The sequence below is a fragment of the Nocardiopsis sp. NPDC006832 genome (assembly GCF_040635885.1).
GTDB lineage: Bacteria > Actinomycetota > Actinomycetes > Streptosporangiales > Streptosporangiaceae > Nocardiopsis.
Genome location: NZ_JBEYLC010000015.1, coordinates 33,420 through 48,818 on the forward strand (window position 1 = coordinate 33,420; position 15,399 = coordinate 48,818).

A 15,399-nucleotide genomic window follows, 5' to 3' on the forward strand; every position below is an offset into this window, starting at 1 on the left:
GGGCGTCAGTCCAGGTCCAGACCCAGTTCCCGAAACCTTTCCTGGAACCTCCGGTCGGCCTGGGCGCTCTGTTCCAGCAGATGGGTCAGGGGGAGCCCGTAACGTTCGCTCCACTGACGGACCGTGTCCGCGAGCGCTCGCTGACGGTGTCCGACCAGCTCGTCGATCTGTCCACTCAGGGGTTCGACGAACCGGACACGTACGTACTCCAGCAGTTCACGACGATCCTCGTGGAAATGGTCGTTGACCTCGTAGGCATGATCCGCCCACACCTGGGCGAGGGCACCGGCGAGTTCGTATTCGTCCAGCACACCCGCTTCGGTGAGCTCGGTGCAGAAACCATCGACCAGCTTCTGCCTGAAGGCGCCGAGGGTGGGGCGTGCGGTGGGCGGATGCGCCTGGTGAACGATGTCCGGCCAGGAGTGTCGAAGCCTCTCGACGAGGTCCCCGACCACAGGACCGGCCAGGGTGGAGAGCTGTTTCATCACCCCGGCGAACCCGTCGGTGCTCTGAGGGAACAGGTAACCGTGGGAGTCTCGTTCGAAGAATCGCTCAGGGGGCTGCCCGAACGCGGCGAATCGCGCCCGAACCGGCTCGACCTCTTCGGGAGGAACCCCTCCACTGACCATGGCTCGAAGGTCGGGAGATTGCCGCGCCGGCGGATCGATGTATCGGCGGATGTTCAGGTCGTGCGCGTTCGAGGCGATCTCCTCGTACGGCACCAGCCGGGAGAAGCCCGGTAGTTCGGCTCGCCACTGGAAGACCCTTGTGATCTTCTCGATGTGGCGCGGTTCCAACCGGTTCTGGTTACGCCCCTTCTCCACTTCCCGCTCGGCGTTGATCAACAGCACGTCGGCTGATTCCCCGGGGTCTTGGACGGGACTTCGAAGCACGATCAGGCAGGAGGGGATCGCCGTTCCCTGGAAGAGGTTGGGCCCGATTCCGACGATGGCCTCGATCTCTCCGCGCTCCAGGAGTGCACGGCGGATACGCTCCTCCGGTCCCCCGCGGAACAGGGGGCCATGGGGCATCGCCATGATGACGCGTCCCCCCGGTCTGATCGAGGCCCGCATCTGCTGGAGCATCATCAGTTCGGATTTGGATCCCGAGGTGTGGCCGAGGAAACCTGGTGGGGTCCGGTAGCTCTCCTGCTCGTAGTGGAGGGAGAAGGGAGGGTTGGACAGAATCCTGTCGAAGCTCCGACCTTCGTCATCGGTCGGGCGCCATGTGCTGAGCGCGTCCTCATGCCGGATGAGACCCGGGTCGGTGTCGTGCAGGAGGAGGTTGACCCTGGCCAAGAACGCGCTCGCCTGGTTCACCTCGGATCCACTGATGGGTGTCTCACCGCGTTCCGGGGCGCCCACGTGGTGCAAGGCGGCGATGAGGGTCCCGCCTTGCCCCGCGTAGAAGTCGCCCACGACCATCCCGAGTCGGAGTTCGGCCAGCCGGACCATGAGTTCGTTCACCGAACGTGGTGTCGAGAACTCGTCTCCCCGAATCCCCTGGCGTTCGCTCAGCAGGCTCAGGAAACGGTCGAAGATCTCCCCGACCAGGTACCGTCCCTCCCGTTCGGGCAGACGCAGCAACAGACGGTGAACGGCCCGTGCGGCCTCGGTCAACCTTTCCGAGGGGAAATCGCGGAAGGGCCTCTCGCTGGCGAAGAGTTCGCGACGGTTCGCCGCCTCCAGCCAGTCATCCCATTGCCTCTGTAGGCCCCCGGGCCGTTCCCGCGAGGGTGGTGACGGGGCTTCGATCGCTTTTGCCAGTCGGCTCCGCGGCGTGCTCGTGTCCCCAAGGAACTGGTCGCTCTCCGGCTCCATGTCCGTTCCCAGAACGAGCAGCGCCGCCACCACCCCGGCGGTTTCGCCGAGGCTTCCAGCGGCCAGCTTCTCGGCGATGCGCAGCAATTCGTCGGATTCTCGGACCACCACGGCCGGCTCACTCATGAGGGCTTCCCTTCGAGTAGCGCCTCGAAAACGGAGGGGCGCAGGGCTTTCATACGTTCCACGACGGCGAGCCTGGCCGCGATGGCCCCGTCCATGTCGGTGAGGGTCGCCACGATCCTCTCCTGCTGTGCGGCTTCGGGTACCGCGATCTCCAAGTCGCGCAGCGCGGTGGCGTTGAACGACGGGATGGTGCTGGACAGCGCGGGTCCCTTCAGGCGTTCCAGGGTTCGTGGCTGTGACAGGTAGGCGGCCAGGTAGGAGGGGTGGACTTGGCTGGAGGGTTTGATCCGTACCCGCAGGCAGGAGGAGCCGTAGACCCATCCCCGTTGGTCCGATTCGATGACGGCGAGACGTCCCAGGGCCCCTTGCCTGACGACGAGCAGGTCCCCTTCCTCCAACCGATAGGCCTCAAGGGGTTTCGTTTCCCGTTCGGGAACCCTGCGCACGTTGCGCGAATCGACCCGTTGGGCCTCGGTGAAGTCGGCGGGGGTGATGACGGGAAGCCCTCGGGGATGGTCACCGAGTTCCTTGAGACGGGCCCCGGAGGGACCGGCCTTGACCTCGGCGACCGCGCCGAGAGGAGTGCGCTTGGGGGGCACCGCTCCTACTGGCCGCATGGGTTCTCCTCTGTCTGATCTGTTCGGGGGTGGCCCCCGTGGGGGCGGGGGCGCCCGCCGAGGCGCCCCCGAGTGGTCAAGCCTGACAGGTTCGGCACCCGTAGAAGTGTTCGGCCGTGTCGGCGAAGAACTTCTTGGCCTTGGCCTTCATCGTCGCCGGGGCGTTCCGCGCGAAGTACAGGGCCGCCGCGGCCAAGAGGGCGCCCAGCTCCTCACTGTCGTAGCCGAAGGGCACGATGATCACGAGGATCACGATGACGAATCCGAACAGGGCCGGACCGGTCTTCCTCAGCCGGGATCCGGCCTTGTTCTGGCGCTCCTGGTCGTCGTGTTCGTCGTGTTCGTCGGGGGTGTTGAGCAACTGCTCTCCAAAACGTTCGTGATGATCACTGACGCCGTCCGCACCCTCCCTTAGGCTCCGACCCTTACGGGCGGGTGCGGTCTGTCCGTCGAACGGGCTCCGGTGCGGGTCCTGACACCGTGACTTCGAGCCGGCCAACGGTTTCGAGTACGCCCCCAAGCTAGCACAAACAGATTGTCAAACCTAGGTTGGCTGAGAAGCACACAGGAGGAGAGGGCATCCAGTGCAAACCAAAAATCCAGACATGCGGAACACAGCACCACATATCTCCTGCCCCATCGACTGGACAAGAGAAATCGCCACGAGTATTCATTTATTACCGACAGAATCAGCGGCAACAATGTGACTCAAGTCACTATCAGGAACTCCCCATAGAGGCCTCGACCGCACGCCCGGAGAAGAGTGGAGTCCTCATCCCACGAGGCATTAGCAAAGGCAGCTTCGCCACAACTCATCGCGGGTGCCCAGACAACCTGGATGGTGACCACTCATGCGGGGCGCGCGATGGGACTACGGCCTTCCTCCACGCACGGGCGCCCGACCACGTTCACGAAACCGAACGCAGTAGCGGCGGCGTGAGCATCGAGGACCCTCCTTTGCGGTACAGGGCCGCCGGCCGCCCCGCCGGCTGGGCGCGTTGCTCTCCCGTGGGGTCCACGAACCCCTCCGCCTTGGTGACCTTGCGTCGGAAGTTGCTGGGATCCAGCTCACGCCCCCAGATCACCTCGTAGACCGCCCGCAACTCGCTGAGCGTGAACGGTTCAGGACAGAAGACCGTGGCGACGGTGGTGTACTCCAGCTTCTCCCGAACACGCTCCAGAGCGTCACCGAGGATTCGGTCGTGGTCGAAGGCCAAGGAGGTGGACACCGCGACGAGCTCCTCCACCGGCACCCAACGGGCATGCGCCGCATCGCTTCCCCCCACTGCCTCGGGCAGGTCCGCCCCCAAGGCCAGGTAGGCGATGGTGACGACCCGCCCCCGCGGGTCACGACCGGGATCGCCGAAGGCACCGAGTTGTTCCAGGTGAAGCCGAGAGCCGTCGACCCCGGTCTCCTCCAAGAGTTCGCGCCGAGCACCTTGGTCGAGGGTCTCCTGTCTTCGGACCCTCCCGCCGGGCAACGCCGAGTGCCCTTGGAACGGCTCCTCCCCTCGCTCGATCAACAGAACCATCAACGCTCCGTTCCTGATGGTGAAGATGGCCAGATCCACCGTGACCAGGGACAACCCCACGTCAACGGCTCGCGCCAAGCGCTCGTCCACTGCGACCCCCCTTAAAGGTCATCTTGACTTTAACCATCCGATCCACTTATGGTCATCCCGACCTTAACTGGATCGGCACAGGAGAAGTGCATGTCCATCACCGATCACGTCTCTCCATCCCCTGTTTTTCGCCCTCCTCCGGAACAGGAGGAACCGACCGGGGCCACCCGTCACCTCTGTACCGGTGTGCACATCGACGAGGACTTCCGAGACCTCGTCATCAAACAGGTATGTACGGCCCCTTCACGACGCGCGGCCCCCTCCTACGAATTCGACCTCGTTCCGGTGATGCGCCACGCGTGGTTGTCCCTGCACCTGACCTCGTTGTCGAGGTCGGGATTGCTCACCGCCCTCGCCACGCCCTACTTCTGGGGATTCACGGTGACGACCCTGTTGGTCGCCGGTGGATACGTACTTCTCGTACTCCTGGACCACGCCTGGCGGATCTCCAAGGAGCTCACACGGCCCGAAGAGCCCTTGCTGACGAAGAAGAGGCGAAAGCGTCGACCGAAGTTGCCTTCCAGGTCCAGCTGGAAGTACGGGGAGGAGAGCAAACGTCTCAAGAACACTGGCGCGTTCGCCCTGGTCCTTGCCCTCGCCATGGTGGTCCTGGCCTTCTCCCATCCCATTCAGGGAACGCTGGCCCTCTACCTGGGCTGCGCCGTCGCCCTCCTCACCGCGATCGTCGGCGGTCTGCGCCAGGCGTGCATCAACCACGCTCACAAAGCCACCGCTCTCAGGCCCAAACGCCTCTCCCATCGGGAGAAGGTCGTCGACGAGCAGCAGAAGCATCCCTGTGTGGTCTACCAACGCCCCGCCCACAAGAAGGACGGCGAGGACGAGGACGCGGGCGTGTTCACGCTCTTCGGTGAGGAATCACCCTTCATCGGAGCGGGAGAACTGATCCACCAGTGGAATCCACCCATGAGCGTCCAACTCCTGCGCAAGGGAAGCGACGACAAGCCCTTACACGAACGGGAGCACCGGCACCCGCCCTTCAAGCCGCACGAACTGATGGACCACCTGCGCGCGGCTGTCGCCGACCTTCGCGACGACCATGAGAACGTCCGTCTTCCGGCGCAGGTACGCGACCGTATCTACGTCTCCCATTCGGACGTGTCCACTGACCGCTCCATCCTGCGGGAATCGGTGGATCCGGTCGCGATGCGCCGGATCATCGACCGACAGGACTCCGCGCACCAGCACTTCCTCGAAGTGAGCGTCCCCGACGCGGGGGGAGAGCTGGTCGCAACGGTACTGCTCCAGGTAAGGGTGCGTGGCCGAACGCTGAGCCTGGCGTTCGCGGCCTGCGCACTGACCCGTAATCCGGACGACTTCCGTAAAGCGGAAGAGTTCGGCCAGCACGGAAAACGGGCCATCGTCAGTGCCGCTTGGCACGACCTGTTCCGGCTCCCCCGCCACATCCGTTCACTGGGACGCATCACCCGTTACCCGTTCTACCTGGCCAAGGCCCTCTCCGGCCTCCTACACCGGGCCTTGGTGCTCCGCGGCATCGACTTCACCCTCGTTCCTCGCCGCAATATCGGGATCGGCAGTCGAATCAGCGTTCGCCAGGAATTGGCGGAGGACTGGAGCAAGGTCCAACTCGACAAGACCACGCTTCTCGGCCACATCAAGAACGTCGAACAGCGGCTGCTCAAAGCCACCAGCGACTTCCTCGACTCTCACGGTGTCGACATCTCCGACTTCGATGATCGCGCGCTACAGATCATCAACAGCGGCATCGTCAACATGGGCGGAACCAACGACTTCACCAACACCGCGGTCGGCGACCAGGCGCACCAGCAGACGCAGAGCCCTCCTTCCACCCCCAATGCCTCACAGAACGGGAAAGCCGCATGAGCCTCCACCAACCTCCGAACAACAGTGGCATCGTCAACATGGGCGGAACCAACAGCTTCACCAACACCGCGGTCGGCGACCAGGCGAAGATGATCACGCCCTCGGACCCCACACGGCCCTTGCAGGTACGCACCTCCTCGGCGCACTCCGAGTCCGACCAGCGGAAGGACGTCGGAATCGTCACGATCCTGCCCGTGGAGACACGAGCGATCCTCGACGAACTGGGACTGGAGCGGCCCCGCAAACAAGAAGGCCTGTTCTTCAGCGCCGGTGACGTCTCCACCGAAAGTGGTAAGGCGAGCGTGGTGGCCACCCAGACCCTCGGTCCCGGGCAACGTTCGGTGATGTCGGCACTAGACCATCTGCGCCACCATTTCTCCCCACGTCTGTGGGTCCTGGTCGGCATCGGAGGCGGACTTGGGAACTCCCCCAGCCGCGCCGGCGGTGGCCGTATCGGTGACGTCATCGTCTCGACCCGAATCGTCTACTACGACTCACGCAAGATCACGGCCGGCGACCGCGTTCAGCGCCGTGGTGAGGAACGGCAGGCACCGGCACGCGTCGTCCACGCGGCGAACGCCTACTTCACCGACCGGGGAGAGCCGGCGGTGATCCGCGGCCGTGTCAACGGGCACCGTAAGCGCAGCTTCGAGGTCCACCATGGCCTGATCGGTTCGGGGGAGGCCGTGATCGCCCACGAAGACGCCGAAGAGCGGCAGTGGCTGAAGCACTACAACGACAAGGTCATGGCCGTGGACATGGAGTCGGGCGGGCTCAGCCAGTTCTGGCAGGAGAACTCGGTGCGCGGTGAAGGCAACCCGGACTGGGTCGTGGTTCGGGGCATCTCGGACGGAGCGGACGCGCAGAAGGACGACGACGCCCATGCTCTGGCCGCGCACAACGCGGCGCACGTCGTCCACGAACTACTCCCGTATCTACTCTGACCCGCTCTGGTCGCCAGCGATCCGAACAAGGGAAGTGATCACATGGTCGCGTTCGTCCTCGGCGTGCTCAGTTCGATCCTGGCCACGATGATCCTCGTCCTCGTGGGGTGGATACGATCCTCCCGCCCTCGTTGGTGGCTGGTGGCCCTACTCGCCCGGCTGACCGGAACCGGTGTGCACCGCGTGTACCGACGGCAGTCGTCGGCGGAGAAGGATGTGACTCGGGATCTGGCGCGGGCTCGCTGGGTGAGGGTGTTGACCGGCCGGGGCAACACCCTCACCAGGGACGTTTTCACGCCGTTGTGGTCGGATACCACCGGCCGGGTCGAATCCGTGCGGGTTCTGCTGCCCGATCCCGACGCGGTTCCCGGCGAATGGCTGGCGCTTCGGGCCGCGGAGCTGGAACCCATCGACCCGGGGTTCACCCCCGATCTGCTGAGAAACCAGATCCGCGCCAACACCTCCTATCTGAGCTCCGTGGCGAAGGGCCGGGAGGGGATCGAACTCCGCCGATTCGATCTGCCTCATCTGTACCGCGTCATCGTCACGGACCAGGCCGCCTACATCACCTTCTACGACCGGGGTAGGCACGGGCGGCACTCCCCCTGCCTGTACGTGCGTGCTCCGGGTGTGCTCTACGAGGCCGCCCTCCATTTCTTCTCCACCACCTGGGCCGGTGCACAGGCGGTACCGACGGAGCAGAGCCCCGACACGGGAGCACCGAACAGCTGAACAACCGGCCAGAGGAGGAGAGGAATCACGGCCCTCAGTCCAGATGACCGCGTACCGCTTCACGGATCTTGTCGGCGTGGAGGTAGATCTCGTCGATCGATCCCAGCGGATGGCGGGTCTCGTTCTTCTCCGCGTCGAAGGTGCCGAGGTACTTCTTCGACTTGGCGTTGAAGTGCAAACGCGCGATCGGCTTACGGTTGTTGTCGTCCAGCAGGATCGCGAAGTAGCTCTTGGAGTCCCGTTGTGCGATCCGCTGGGGTTTGACCTCGCTGCACGCGATCGCCTTGACGACCTGGTATCCCTCCAGCTCCTCCAGGGTGGTCTCGATCCCGGTGCCTCGGACCAGGTCCTCCTCGGCGACCTCCGCGCTGTCGACCGACACCGAATCGGACTGGGGACGTGTCGTCTCCAAGGCCTTCTTCAGCCGGATGTTGACCTGGTCGTCGAGGAAGGTGGACGCGGCCTCTTGGACCAGCGGGGTGAACTGCTCGCGCGCCCGCTTGGTGAAGGATCCGTCATAGACGCGGCCGGCGAAGAACTTGACCCACTCGTCCTCGGGCTCCTGGAACTGTTCCGCCAAAGTGCGTTTGATCGCGCCGATGTACTTGAGCTTCTCGGCGGCGTCGATCACCGAATTCAGGTCGAAGGACGACTTGGTGAGTTTGCGCAGCTCGGGCAGGAGGCTCTCGTCGACGTCACCGAGGTCGAGCACCATGAACGGCCTGGAGTCCATCCGGTTCGGTGCGTCGAGGTCGGTGTAGAACTGGTATTCGACGCCGTTGGTGAGGACGGCGATCCGCGCGTTGGTGACGGAGAAGTACCGGTACAGCTGTGAGGCGTTCTCGATCGTCAGAGTCCCGTTCGACTTCTTGCATTCGATGAGCATCTGTACTTCGTTGTCGCGCATGATGGCGTAGTCGACCTTCTCCCCCTTCTTCACCCCCACATCGGCGGTGAACTCGGGGACCACCTCACGCGGATCGAAGACGTCGTATCCGAGGACCGTCGCGATGAAGGGCATGACGAAGGCGGTCTTGGCCGCCTCTTCGGTCTGAGTCATCTCCCGCTGGTTCTGCACCTTGGTGCTGAGAGCGGAGACCTTCTCGGAGAATTCCATAGCGACCTTCCTACGAAGTTCGGCCGGAGAACCAGGCAATCGGAAAGATCGATGTCAGAGGCAGGGCCTGTTCTCACGACGAGGCCGCAGGGACATGCGGATTCAGGACAGGCTTCGCCTCTGGGGGCATTCCACCCACCCCGGTAAACCGGGAGGGCTTCTCCATCGTCTTGATCATCAAGGACATCGATCACTTCACAGTTAGCACAATACACGGGTTACTTGTGAATATAGTTAACGATTAAATCTCGGTGCGGACAAGGCGCACTCTGGCCCACTGACCTTCGACGACACGTCCCGCAGTGGTGTCGCAGGGGAGGGCGTCCACCCGGGACGAACAACCATGGTCGGCATCGGACCACGGGTTCAAGGACCGCCCGAGACTCAGACCCGGTTCCACTCACCGCAGCCGCTCGTCTCGAAGGCCATGTCCGAACCGCTGATGGTCACGATCTGACGGCCACCGCCGAAGTTGTTGGCGATGATCGAATCCAAGGAACCGTCGGTTCCGGACAGTCTCGCCCAATAACAGCTCGCGGTGTCCCCAGAGCGGTAGGTCCCCGGTGAGATCTCGTCGTTGACGAGGAAGGTCCCGGAGCCGGGGAAGCGGTTCTCCTCCGCTTCGGTCTCCAGGTCGGTGACCTCGCCCTCCCTGGTGTCCAGGTCCTCTTCTCGCTGGTCCAGCTCTTCGGAGCGTTCGTCCAGATCGCCTTCACGGTCGTCGAGCTCACCCTCTCGGGTGTCCATCCCTTCTTCCCGGTCGTCCAATCCGTCCTCGCGTTCGTCCAGCTCCCGGAAGGGGCGTTCGAGCTGTTCCACCTCTTCGCGCAGCCCACTGATGGTGTCCTGGTAGTCCAGTTCCTTCTCCAGAGCCTGTTCCAGGTCGGATCCGGCCGACTCGTGCCGTTCGGACAACTCCAGGTAGACCGGCGTGCGCTCCGGCGCTCGCGACGACCACCCCAGGAGGGCTCCCGCGCCGAGCGCCCCGACCACGATCAGCACCAGGGGCAGCGACGGCTTTCTACGGCCGCCCTCCCGCAGCTGGTCGAGTGCACCGTCCTCCGTGCGCACCGAATCATCGGACATGGCAGATCACCGCTTTCCCGGTGCCGTCCGCACCGAATTCCGAACCGGAAAGGACTCTTGACTCACTCGGACGAGGGATTGCGAACCAGAGCCTCAACGTCGAAGGCCCACGGCCCGGCTCAGTCCAGGTCGACGCGGACCCCATCGGCGAAACCGCCCTGTCCGTTGACCAGCATGTGGTCGACCTCGAAGTCGACCGGCACGTCGTAGGCGAGCACGCCGGTCTCTTCGGAACCGGGGTTGGTGTCGAAGCCGAACAGCGTGGAGGCCCACAGCTCATACCGGTACATGGAACCGGCCTCGTCCATGAGGACCTGGTCTCGTTCACCGAACGACCGCGGCTCACCGCTGATGTTCTTCACCGTCAACTCAACGGTGACCCACTGCCCCGAGGGCTCCTCGGCGAAGAACTCGTCGAGCTGCGCGGTGGGGACGTCGTACTCGATCGCGTGCACGATGATCTCCCAGTCTCCGTGCTCGATGCTCTCTCCCAGGCTCGGGTGCGTTTCCTCGGGCTGCGCATCTTCCGCGCCCTCGTCTTCCGTCTCGCCTCCACCGCCCTCGTCGTCGGTACCGGTCGGGGCGTCGGCCACCGTGGTGTCACCCCCGTCATCGGTGGTGGACACCAGCGCTCCGAGGAAGAGCAGAGCGAAGAAACCCATCACGCCCATGCCCAAGCACCCGAGGCATCCGAGGCCGAACTTGGCACCGGTGGACATGCCCGGTCGGGGACCGGGAGCGGGTCGACCGTGGGGGTAGTGGCCGTAACTCATGGGATCACTCCGGTCTGGTGGATGTGGATACCGGCGGAGTCGACTCCGCCGAGGGCCGGGCGGCGCGGAGAAGACCCCTGCATCGCTTCACGCAATATACACTAAGCGTGTGTGAATATAGTTAACACCATAGCGTTCACATCTGACATCAACTCAAGGAGTCCCCATGCGCAGTCGCCTCGCCCTCGCCACCGCCGCCCTCGGCCTGCTCCTGACCGGCTGCGATGAGAACGAGACCGTACGTCTGGAACCTCCCTCCCCTTCCGCCGCGCCGGCGGCCATTACCCCCGCGACCTCCCTGCCCTCCACCCCCATTGGCCATCGGGGCGCGTGAACGGCCTGGCCCACACCAACAGGCGCTCTCGATGGCATCAGGGCGAGAGCGCGGCGCGGACAGAGCGTCCGACCCATGCCCGCGACTCGGGGCACCCCAGGAAGGTGAGTCACGAATGCGTTCGGCAGCCCTCGATTCCAGCGATGGAAGTGTGATCGGAATTACAATTCCTGGCGCTCTTTCGGGTAAACCGATATGCCGAATCGAAGTTTTTCGATCTCCCTGGGGAACTCTGGCACGATGACGCCCCGTCCCCGCAGCGGGGTCGCACCAAGCTCGACGAAGAGCGGCCATGACCTGCGGAATCCGACCCGCGATACGCGCGACGCCGGATAGAATACAAAGCACCATGTCCAAGCCGGTTGCTCTGCCCGCTCCATACCGGCCCCTGCAAGGAGATCACTGTGAACAAAACCGGGTGGATCGTGGCTACCGCGATCGGCGTGGTCGCATTGTTGTTCGGTTTCTGCATCGGATGGTTCGGAAACCAGGCCTACATCCGTTCTCAATTCGAGTCCGCGTTCGAGGACTTCGCGGAAGATACCGAAGTGCCCGTCGAGGAGACGGACATGGAGGCGATGGAGGAATACGAGGAAGAGCCCTCGGAAGTACCCGCCGGGCCTCCGGAAGGCGAGCCGAGCGACGGTGTGTTCGACTACGAGGTCACCGATTCGCGCACTTCGGCCACCTACAACGATGAGTCGTGTGGTGAGCAGCACTCCGCGTCGGGCGAGTACCACGTGCTCACCATCAGGGCGCAGAACGTGGGGTCGGCGCCGGCCTACCCGCCGTCGGATTCCTGGGAAGGGGCGTACGCGTACTCCGAAGACGGCACCCAGTACTCCACGGACGACAACATCTGCGCCTTCGCGGACGAGACCAACCCCGGCAACAGCACCGAGTACGAGCTGGTGTTCGACGTTCCCGAGAACACCGAACTCTCCGTGATCGACCTGTCAGCGGAATCGGCACCCGAGGTAGCCGTGGTGGAGGTTCCCTGACGGGGCTTCGCGGGCACCGTTCGACACCTTCCCCGGCAACTGGTGACCGACCCGGGCGAGACATTCGACGGAGTCGCGCCGGCCTCGTTCCCCGAGCCGCCTGAAACCGGCCCGAGTGACCACCGAATCTCCACTGTCAGTGCCTACCCGTATACAACGAGTGTGCTTGTTCGCTCCCGGCCGGCCATGGTCCGGCCGGCGCAACGTGGAGGTTCGATGACATCCGAAGTCTGGTCCCCGGCTCTGCCCGTCGGGGGTCTACCCCTGGAGAAGCTGTGCGTCACCGGTTCCGGTAAGGACCTGGAGATGCGCATCCTCCCTGTCCGGGGGCCTCTTCTGAGGTTGCCGCTGGAGAAGGTGAACGCCACCGTTTCCAAGGAGGTCGCGCTGGAGATCACCCGTCTCGACGACGTCTCACTCGAACTTGCCTACGAGACGCCGCGACTCCTCCTGAGCCGGTTGCGCGTCCGTTGGAACGAGGACGTGATGCCGGGTGTCGAAGAGGAACTGCGAGCACTCTTCGAGGGCTTGGAGAAGGACGGTCGCAGCCGACGTGAGCTGTTCTGCTGCGTCGCTGTCGAGTTCACCCTGACCACCGCCCCGAACAGCGTGCCGGAACGGTCGACGTAGCGAAACCGGCCGCTACCGCCTCGGCCTGGCCTGGCCCAAGGAACACGTGCCCTGGGTGCTTCCGGTCGATCCTGTCGGAAGCACCCGGTCCGATTCGGGCGGGCAGGGCAACGTCCTGTCTCTGTGGCGGCATCGCCTCATGGCCGAGACCCGGGCATGAAATCCCCATCGGCGGCGTGCTGGAGGGCGGGTCACCCGGAGACGCCGCACTCAAGGTCGATGAAGAGACGGAACGGCGCCCGGATTCCAGGGCTCTCGGGCCAGGGTGCTCGGTCGGCTCACACCACCTCGATGCGCTCATCCCGTAGTCGGGCCCGGATGCGCGAGACGAACCACGCCGCAGCGGCCGAGGCCAGCAGACAGTAGGTGCCCAGGGTCATGATCTGGGCCGGGTAACCGACGCCGGCGTCGATCAGCAGCCCGGTGACACCGGGACCCGCGGCGGAACCCAACACCAGGACCGCCACGATGATCGACCGGATGGAGCCCAGGTGCTCCACCCCGTACACCTCAGGCCACACCGCCCCGAACAGGCTCAGGGACAACCCGTTCGTGATCCCGTACAGCAGCATGAACAGCACGACGCTCCACGGCCCTTCCGCCGCCGCCAGGACGAGCAATCCCAGGCCGAGGGGGACCAGGTAGAAGGGGACGAGCCGCAGTGCGGTGAGGCGGTCGACGATGACACCTCCCACCAGGTTGAACACCACGGTCGTGACCGCGTACACCGACAGGGCCGAGGCGAACAGGGCCGGGGACCACCCACGCAGTTCGGTCAGGTACGCCTGGTGGAAGAACACGGTGTTACCGACCAGGGCCGGCGCGGCCATGGCCGCGAGCAGCAGGTAGAAGTAGGGGTCGCGCAGGGTCTGACGTCGTGTCCAGCCGCGGACCACGGTCATCGGTCGGCCATCGACCGCGCCGGTCTGCGTGCGCCTCCAACGCATGAGAACGGACATCGGCCACGCCAGCAACAGGAGCAGCGCGGCCACGATCCACCACGCCTCCCGCCATCCGGCGACGGCCAAGAGGGCGACGATCGCGAGCGGCAGGACGGCCTCACCGACGTTCAACCCCAGGGTGGCCACCGAAGTGGCACGTCCACGTTCCCGGTCGAACCACCGTCCGGTGAGGGTGAAGGAGGTATGGGTCATCATGCCCTGCCCGAACAGTCGCAGGATGAACAGGGCCAGGAAGAGGATCCACACCTGAGTGGCCAGCGCCATGATCGCGGCGCCCAACGCCAGCATCAGCGTGAGCGCGGGAACGATCCGCCCAGCGCCGTGACGGTCCACCACCTTGCCCAGTTGGGTCATCGTCAGGGCGCCGGCCAGGGTCGCGATCATGAACAGGGAACTGAACTGGCCATGGGTGAGGTCGAGGTCCTGGCGAATGTCGGCGGAGAAGAGGGAGACGAAGAAGGTCTGGCCGAAGGCGGAGAACAGGAAGAGGACGAAGCAGCCCAGCAGCGGTCGCCGGTTGGTGGCCAGGAAGGACAGGTAGGCGCGCATGTCAGACCAGTATCCGATCGGTCGAAGCCATGGCGAACACGGCGTGGTTGTCGTGCCATTTCACGTCGCGATGGGCCGCCATCATCTGGAGGTCCCGCCAGTGCCGAGAGAGCACCCCGCCCTCGACATGGGCCGCGGTGCCGAACGCACTCCGGTTCGGCGGAACTTTCCGCCAGAGTCGGCTGCGCGGCGTGTGTGCGGCCGTTGTCCGTCCGGGTGTCCGGACACGGTCAGTCCCACCAGAAGTTCCAAAGGGGACGTTCGATCAAGGCTTCGGCGTAGGCTCTCAGTCGGTGCGGAGGGTTCTGCAGGATGTTGTCCGGGCAGAACGCGAAGTGTTCGGCCGCCACGCGCAGAGCCTGATCGATGTCGGTGGGTGGGGCGGCCACACTCAGGGTCAGGGTGTCGAACCCCAAGCCCAGAACTCTCGCGCCGAAGCGGCGCTCCCAGTCGGCCACCACGCAGGCGAACACGGCCGTGTCATTGTCGTAGTTGAGCGGCCCCGTCCATCCGGACTCGGTCATCGCCTCGGCCCCCGACCTGGCCCGGACCAGCCCCAGTCTGCAGCCGTGCCTGTACTCCACGAGGAGTTCGGCGTATTCGCACGCCCTCTGCTCAGCGGCTCCTCGCTGAACGCCATGGGCGGGCGCCCGGCCCGGCCAGAGCCCGAACGGCGCGGTCTCCAGTGACTCCGGAGGGGCAACACCGTCCTTGACGTGAGCGTGCTCGTTCCACCACGTGGTGAACAGTTCCTCCGGGTCATGCTCAGTGAGACGGGAGAACCCCGAGACGGTCAACTCCTGTGACTCCCATGGTCGATCGGGTTCGTGGTGACGCCCATCCAGCAACAAGGGCCACAGACCGAAACGGGGGTGTTCGGCGAGCACCCGAGACCACAGGCCCGATGAAACCGGAGCGTCACTCAGCCATAGGACCGGCTCCCCCTGAGCCGAGGACACCATACGGCCGGCGGGAAGCTGGAGGGATCGTGCTTCTGGGAGTTCCATGGTCGTCGACTGTAGGGCCCCCTGCGACAGTCCCCTGGGTGCGGAGAAGAACCACCCGGCCCCGTATGGCAGCGCGACCCCGTTGGAAACAGACCAAGGGCCGAGGCTTCTAGGATTGGGCGCTGATCGACACCGAGGTCGTTCTCGCTCTGGTTCAGGGGCTGGACGTATTGGGCATGAGCCGGTTCCGCTTCCTGGTGAATAGCCGCGAAGCGT

Annotated in this window: 15 protein-coding genes; 6 read left to right on the plus strand and 9 right to left on the minus strand. The window is 64.7% G+C overall.

Annotation, left to right across the window (positions count from 1 at the left end):
- Positions 1-5: 5 nt before the first annotated feature.
- The 4 genes from ABZ717_RS10015 to ABZ717_RS10030 all read right to left on the minus strand — a co-directional run bounded on the left by ABZ717_RS10015 (position 6) and on the right by ABZ717_RS10030 (position 4,185).
- Entirely contained in the window at positions 6-1,946 is a 1,941-nt protein-coding gene (locus ABZ717_RS10015; RefSeq protein ID WP_358507867.1) for an N-6 DNA methylase, read from the minus strand.
- A complete protein-coding gene (locus tag ABZ717_RS10020) occupies positions 1,943-2,563 on the minus strand; it encodes a restriction endonuclease subunit S (protein WP_358507868.1) in 621 nt (206 codons plus the stop codon). Before ABZ717_RS10020 ends, ABZ717_RS10015 begins: the two co-directional genes overlap by 4 nt.
- Before the next feature lie 76 nt (positions 2,564-2,639).
- Positions 2,640-2,924 carry a hypothetical protein gene (locus tag ABZ717_RS10025; protein ID WP_358507870.1) on the minus strand — a complete coding sequence of 95 codons (285 nt, stop codon included), beginning with the start codon at positions 2,922-2,924 and terminating at the stop codon, positions 2,640-2,642.
- A gap of 547 nt (positions 2,925-3,471) precedes the next feature.
- Entirely contained in the window at positions 3,472-4,185 is a 714-nt protein-coding gene (locus tag ABZ717_RS10030) for an NUDIX domain-containing protein (RefSeq protein WP_358507872.1), read from the minus strand.
- 90 nt (positions 4,186-4,275) lie between these two features.
- Here ABZ717_RS10030 and ABZ717_RS10035 point away from each other — a divergent pair, with 90 nt between their 5' ends.
- The 3 genes from ABZ717_RS10035 to ABZ717_RS10045 are packed head-to-tail and all read left to right on the plus strand — an operon-like array spanning position 4,276 to position 7,724.
- Entirely contained in the window at positions 4,276-6,048 is a 1,773-nt protein-coding gene (locus ABZ717_RS10035; protein WP_358507874.1) for a hypothetical protein, read from the plus strand.
- Entirely contained in the window at positions 6,045-6,992 is a 948-nt protein-coding gene (locus ABZ717_RS10040) for a hypothetical protein (protein ID WP_358507876.1), read from the plus strand. The genes ABZ717_RS10035 and ABZ717_RS10040 overlap by 4 nt, the downstream gene beginning before the upstream one ends.
- Positions 6,993-7,034: 42 nt before the next feature.
- Positions 7,035-7,724, plus strand: a complete 690-nt coding sequence (locus ABZ717_RS10045) for a hypothetical protein (RefSeq protein WP_358507878.1) — start codon at positions 7,035-7,037, stop codon at positions 7,722-7,724.
- A 34-nt stretch (positions 7,725-7,758) separates the two neighbouring features.
- Here the strand turns inward: ABZ717_RS10045 and ABZ717_RS10050 are convergent, their stop codons facing one another.
- From ABZ717_RS10050 to ABZ717_RS10060, 3 genes are all read right to left on the minus strand, one after another.
- Positions 7,759-8,841, minus strand: coding sequence for a type I restriction endonuclease (locus ABZ717_RS10050; protein ID WP_358507880.1), 1,083 nt, complete (start codon positions 8,839-8,841; stop codon positions 7,759-7,761).
- 384 nt (positions 8,842-9,225) lie between these two features.
- Entirely contained in the window at positions 9,226-9,927 is a 702-nt protein-coding gene (locus ABZ717_RS10055) for a hypothetical protein (protein ID WP_358507882.1), read from the minus strand.
- A gap of 119 nt (positions 9,928-10,046) precedes the next feature.
- A complete protein-coding gene (locus ABZ717_RS10060) occupies positions 10,047-10,598 on the minus strand; it encodes a DUF4352 domain-containing protein (protein WP_358507884.1) in 552 nt (183 codons plus the stop codon).
- A gap of 268 nt (positions 10,599-10,866) precedes the next feature.
- Between ABZ717_RS10060 and ABZ717_RS10065 the strand changes: the two genes are divergently transcribed.
- The 3 genes from ABZ717_RS10065 (at position 10,867) to ABZ717_RS10075 (ending at position 12,665) form a co-directional block, all read left to right on the plus strand.
- Complete coding sequence (locus tag ABZ717_RS10065; RefSeq protein ID WP_358507886.1) at positions 10,867-11,034, plus strand: hypothetical protein; 168 nt, start codon at positions 10,867-10,869, stop codon at positions 11,032-11,034.
- Between the two features lie 404 nt (positions 11,035-11,438).
- Positions 11,439-12,035: a hypothetical protein gene (locus ABZ717_RS10070; protein ID WP_358507887.1), complete on the plus strand. Its 597-nt coding sequence runs from the start codon at positions 11,439-11,441 to the stop codon at positions 12,033-12,035.
- Positions 12,036-12,251: 216 nt separating this feature from the next.
- On the plus strand, positions 12,252-12,665 hold the full coding sequence (locus tag ABZ717_RS10075; protein WP_358507889.1) for a hypothetical protein: 414 nt from the start codon (positions 12,252-12,254) through the stop codon (positions 12,663-12,665).
- A gap of 278 nt (positions 12,666-12,943) precedes the next feature.
- Here ABZ717_RS10075 and ABZ717_RS10080 read toward each other — a convergent pair whose 3' ends face one another.
- Positions 12,944-14,176, minus strand: a complete 1,233-nt coding sequence (locus tag ABZ717_RS10080; protein WP_358507891.1) for an MFS transporter — start codon at positions 14,174-14,176, stop codon at positions 12,944-12,946.
- A gap of 230 nt (positions 14,177-14,406) precedes the next feature.
- On the minus strand, positions 14,407-15,183 hold the full coding sequence (locus ABZ717_RS10085; RefSeq protein ID WP_358507893.1) for a DUF4253 domain-containing protein: 777 nt from the start codon (positions 15,181-15,183) through the stop codon (positions 14,407-14,409).
- Positions 15,184-15,399: the final 216 nt, after the last annotated feature.

What these genes read in the sequence shown, in the direction of transcription:
- ABZ717_RS10040 (WP_358507876.1), top strand. Translation starts at nt 6,045, where the DNA reads ATGAGCCTCCACCAACCTCCGAACAACAGTGGCATCGTCAACATGGGC.
- ABZ717_RS10020 (WP_358507868.1), bottom strand. Translation starts at nt 2,563, where the DNA reads ATGCGGCCAGTAGGAGCGGTGCCCCCCAAGCGCACTCCTCTCGGCGCG.
- ABZ717_RS10085 (WP_358507893.1), bottom strand. Translation starts at nt 15,183, where the DNA reads ATGGAACTCCCAGAAGCACGATCCCTCCAGCTTCCCGCCGGCCGTATG.
- ABZ717_RS10065 (WP_358507886.1), top strand. Translation starts at nt 10,867, where the DNA reads ATGCGCAGTCGCCTCGCCCTCGCCACCGCCGCCCTCGGCCTGCTCCTG.
- ABZ717_RS10050 (WP_358507880.1), bottom strand. Translation starts at nt 8,841, where the DNA reads ATGGAATTCTCCGAGAAGGTCTCCGCTCTCAGCACCAAGGTGCAGAAC.
- ABZ717_RS10075 (WP_358507889.1), top strand. Translation starts at nt 12,252, where the DNA reads ATGACATCCGAAGTCTGGTCCCCGGCTCTGCCCGTCGGGGGTCTACCC.
- ABZ717_RS10015 (WP_358507867.1), bottom strand. Translation starts at nt 1,946, where the DNA reads ATGAGTGAGCCGGCCGTGGTGGTCCGAGAATCCGACGAATTGCTGCGC.
- ABZ717_RS10055 (WP_358507882.1), bottom strand. Translation starts at nt 9,927, where the DNA reads ATGTCCGATGATTCGGTGCGCACGGAGGACGGTGCACTCGACCAGCTG.
- ABZ717_RS10060 (WP_358507884.1), bottom strand. Translation starts at nt 10,598, where the DNA reads ATGGGCGTGATGGGTTTCTTCGCTCTGCTCTTCCTCGGAGCGCTGGTG.
- ABZ717_RS10045 (WP_358507878.1), top strand. Translation starts at nt 7,035, where the DNA reads ATGGTCGCGTTCGTCCTCGGCGTGCTCAGTTCGATCCTGGCCACGATG.
- ABZ717_RS10080 (WP_358507891.1), bottom strand. Translation starts at nt 14,176, where the DNA reads ATGCGCGCCTACCTGTCCTTCCTGGCCACCAACCGGCGACCGCTGCTG.
- ABZ717_RS10035 (WP_358507874.1), top strand. Translation starts at nt 4,276, where the DNA reads ATGTCCATCACCGATCACGTCTCTCCATCCCCTGTTTTTCGCCCTCCT.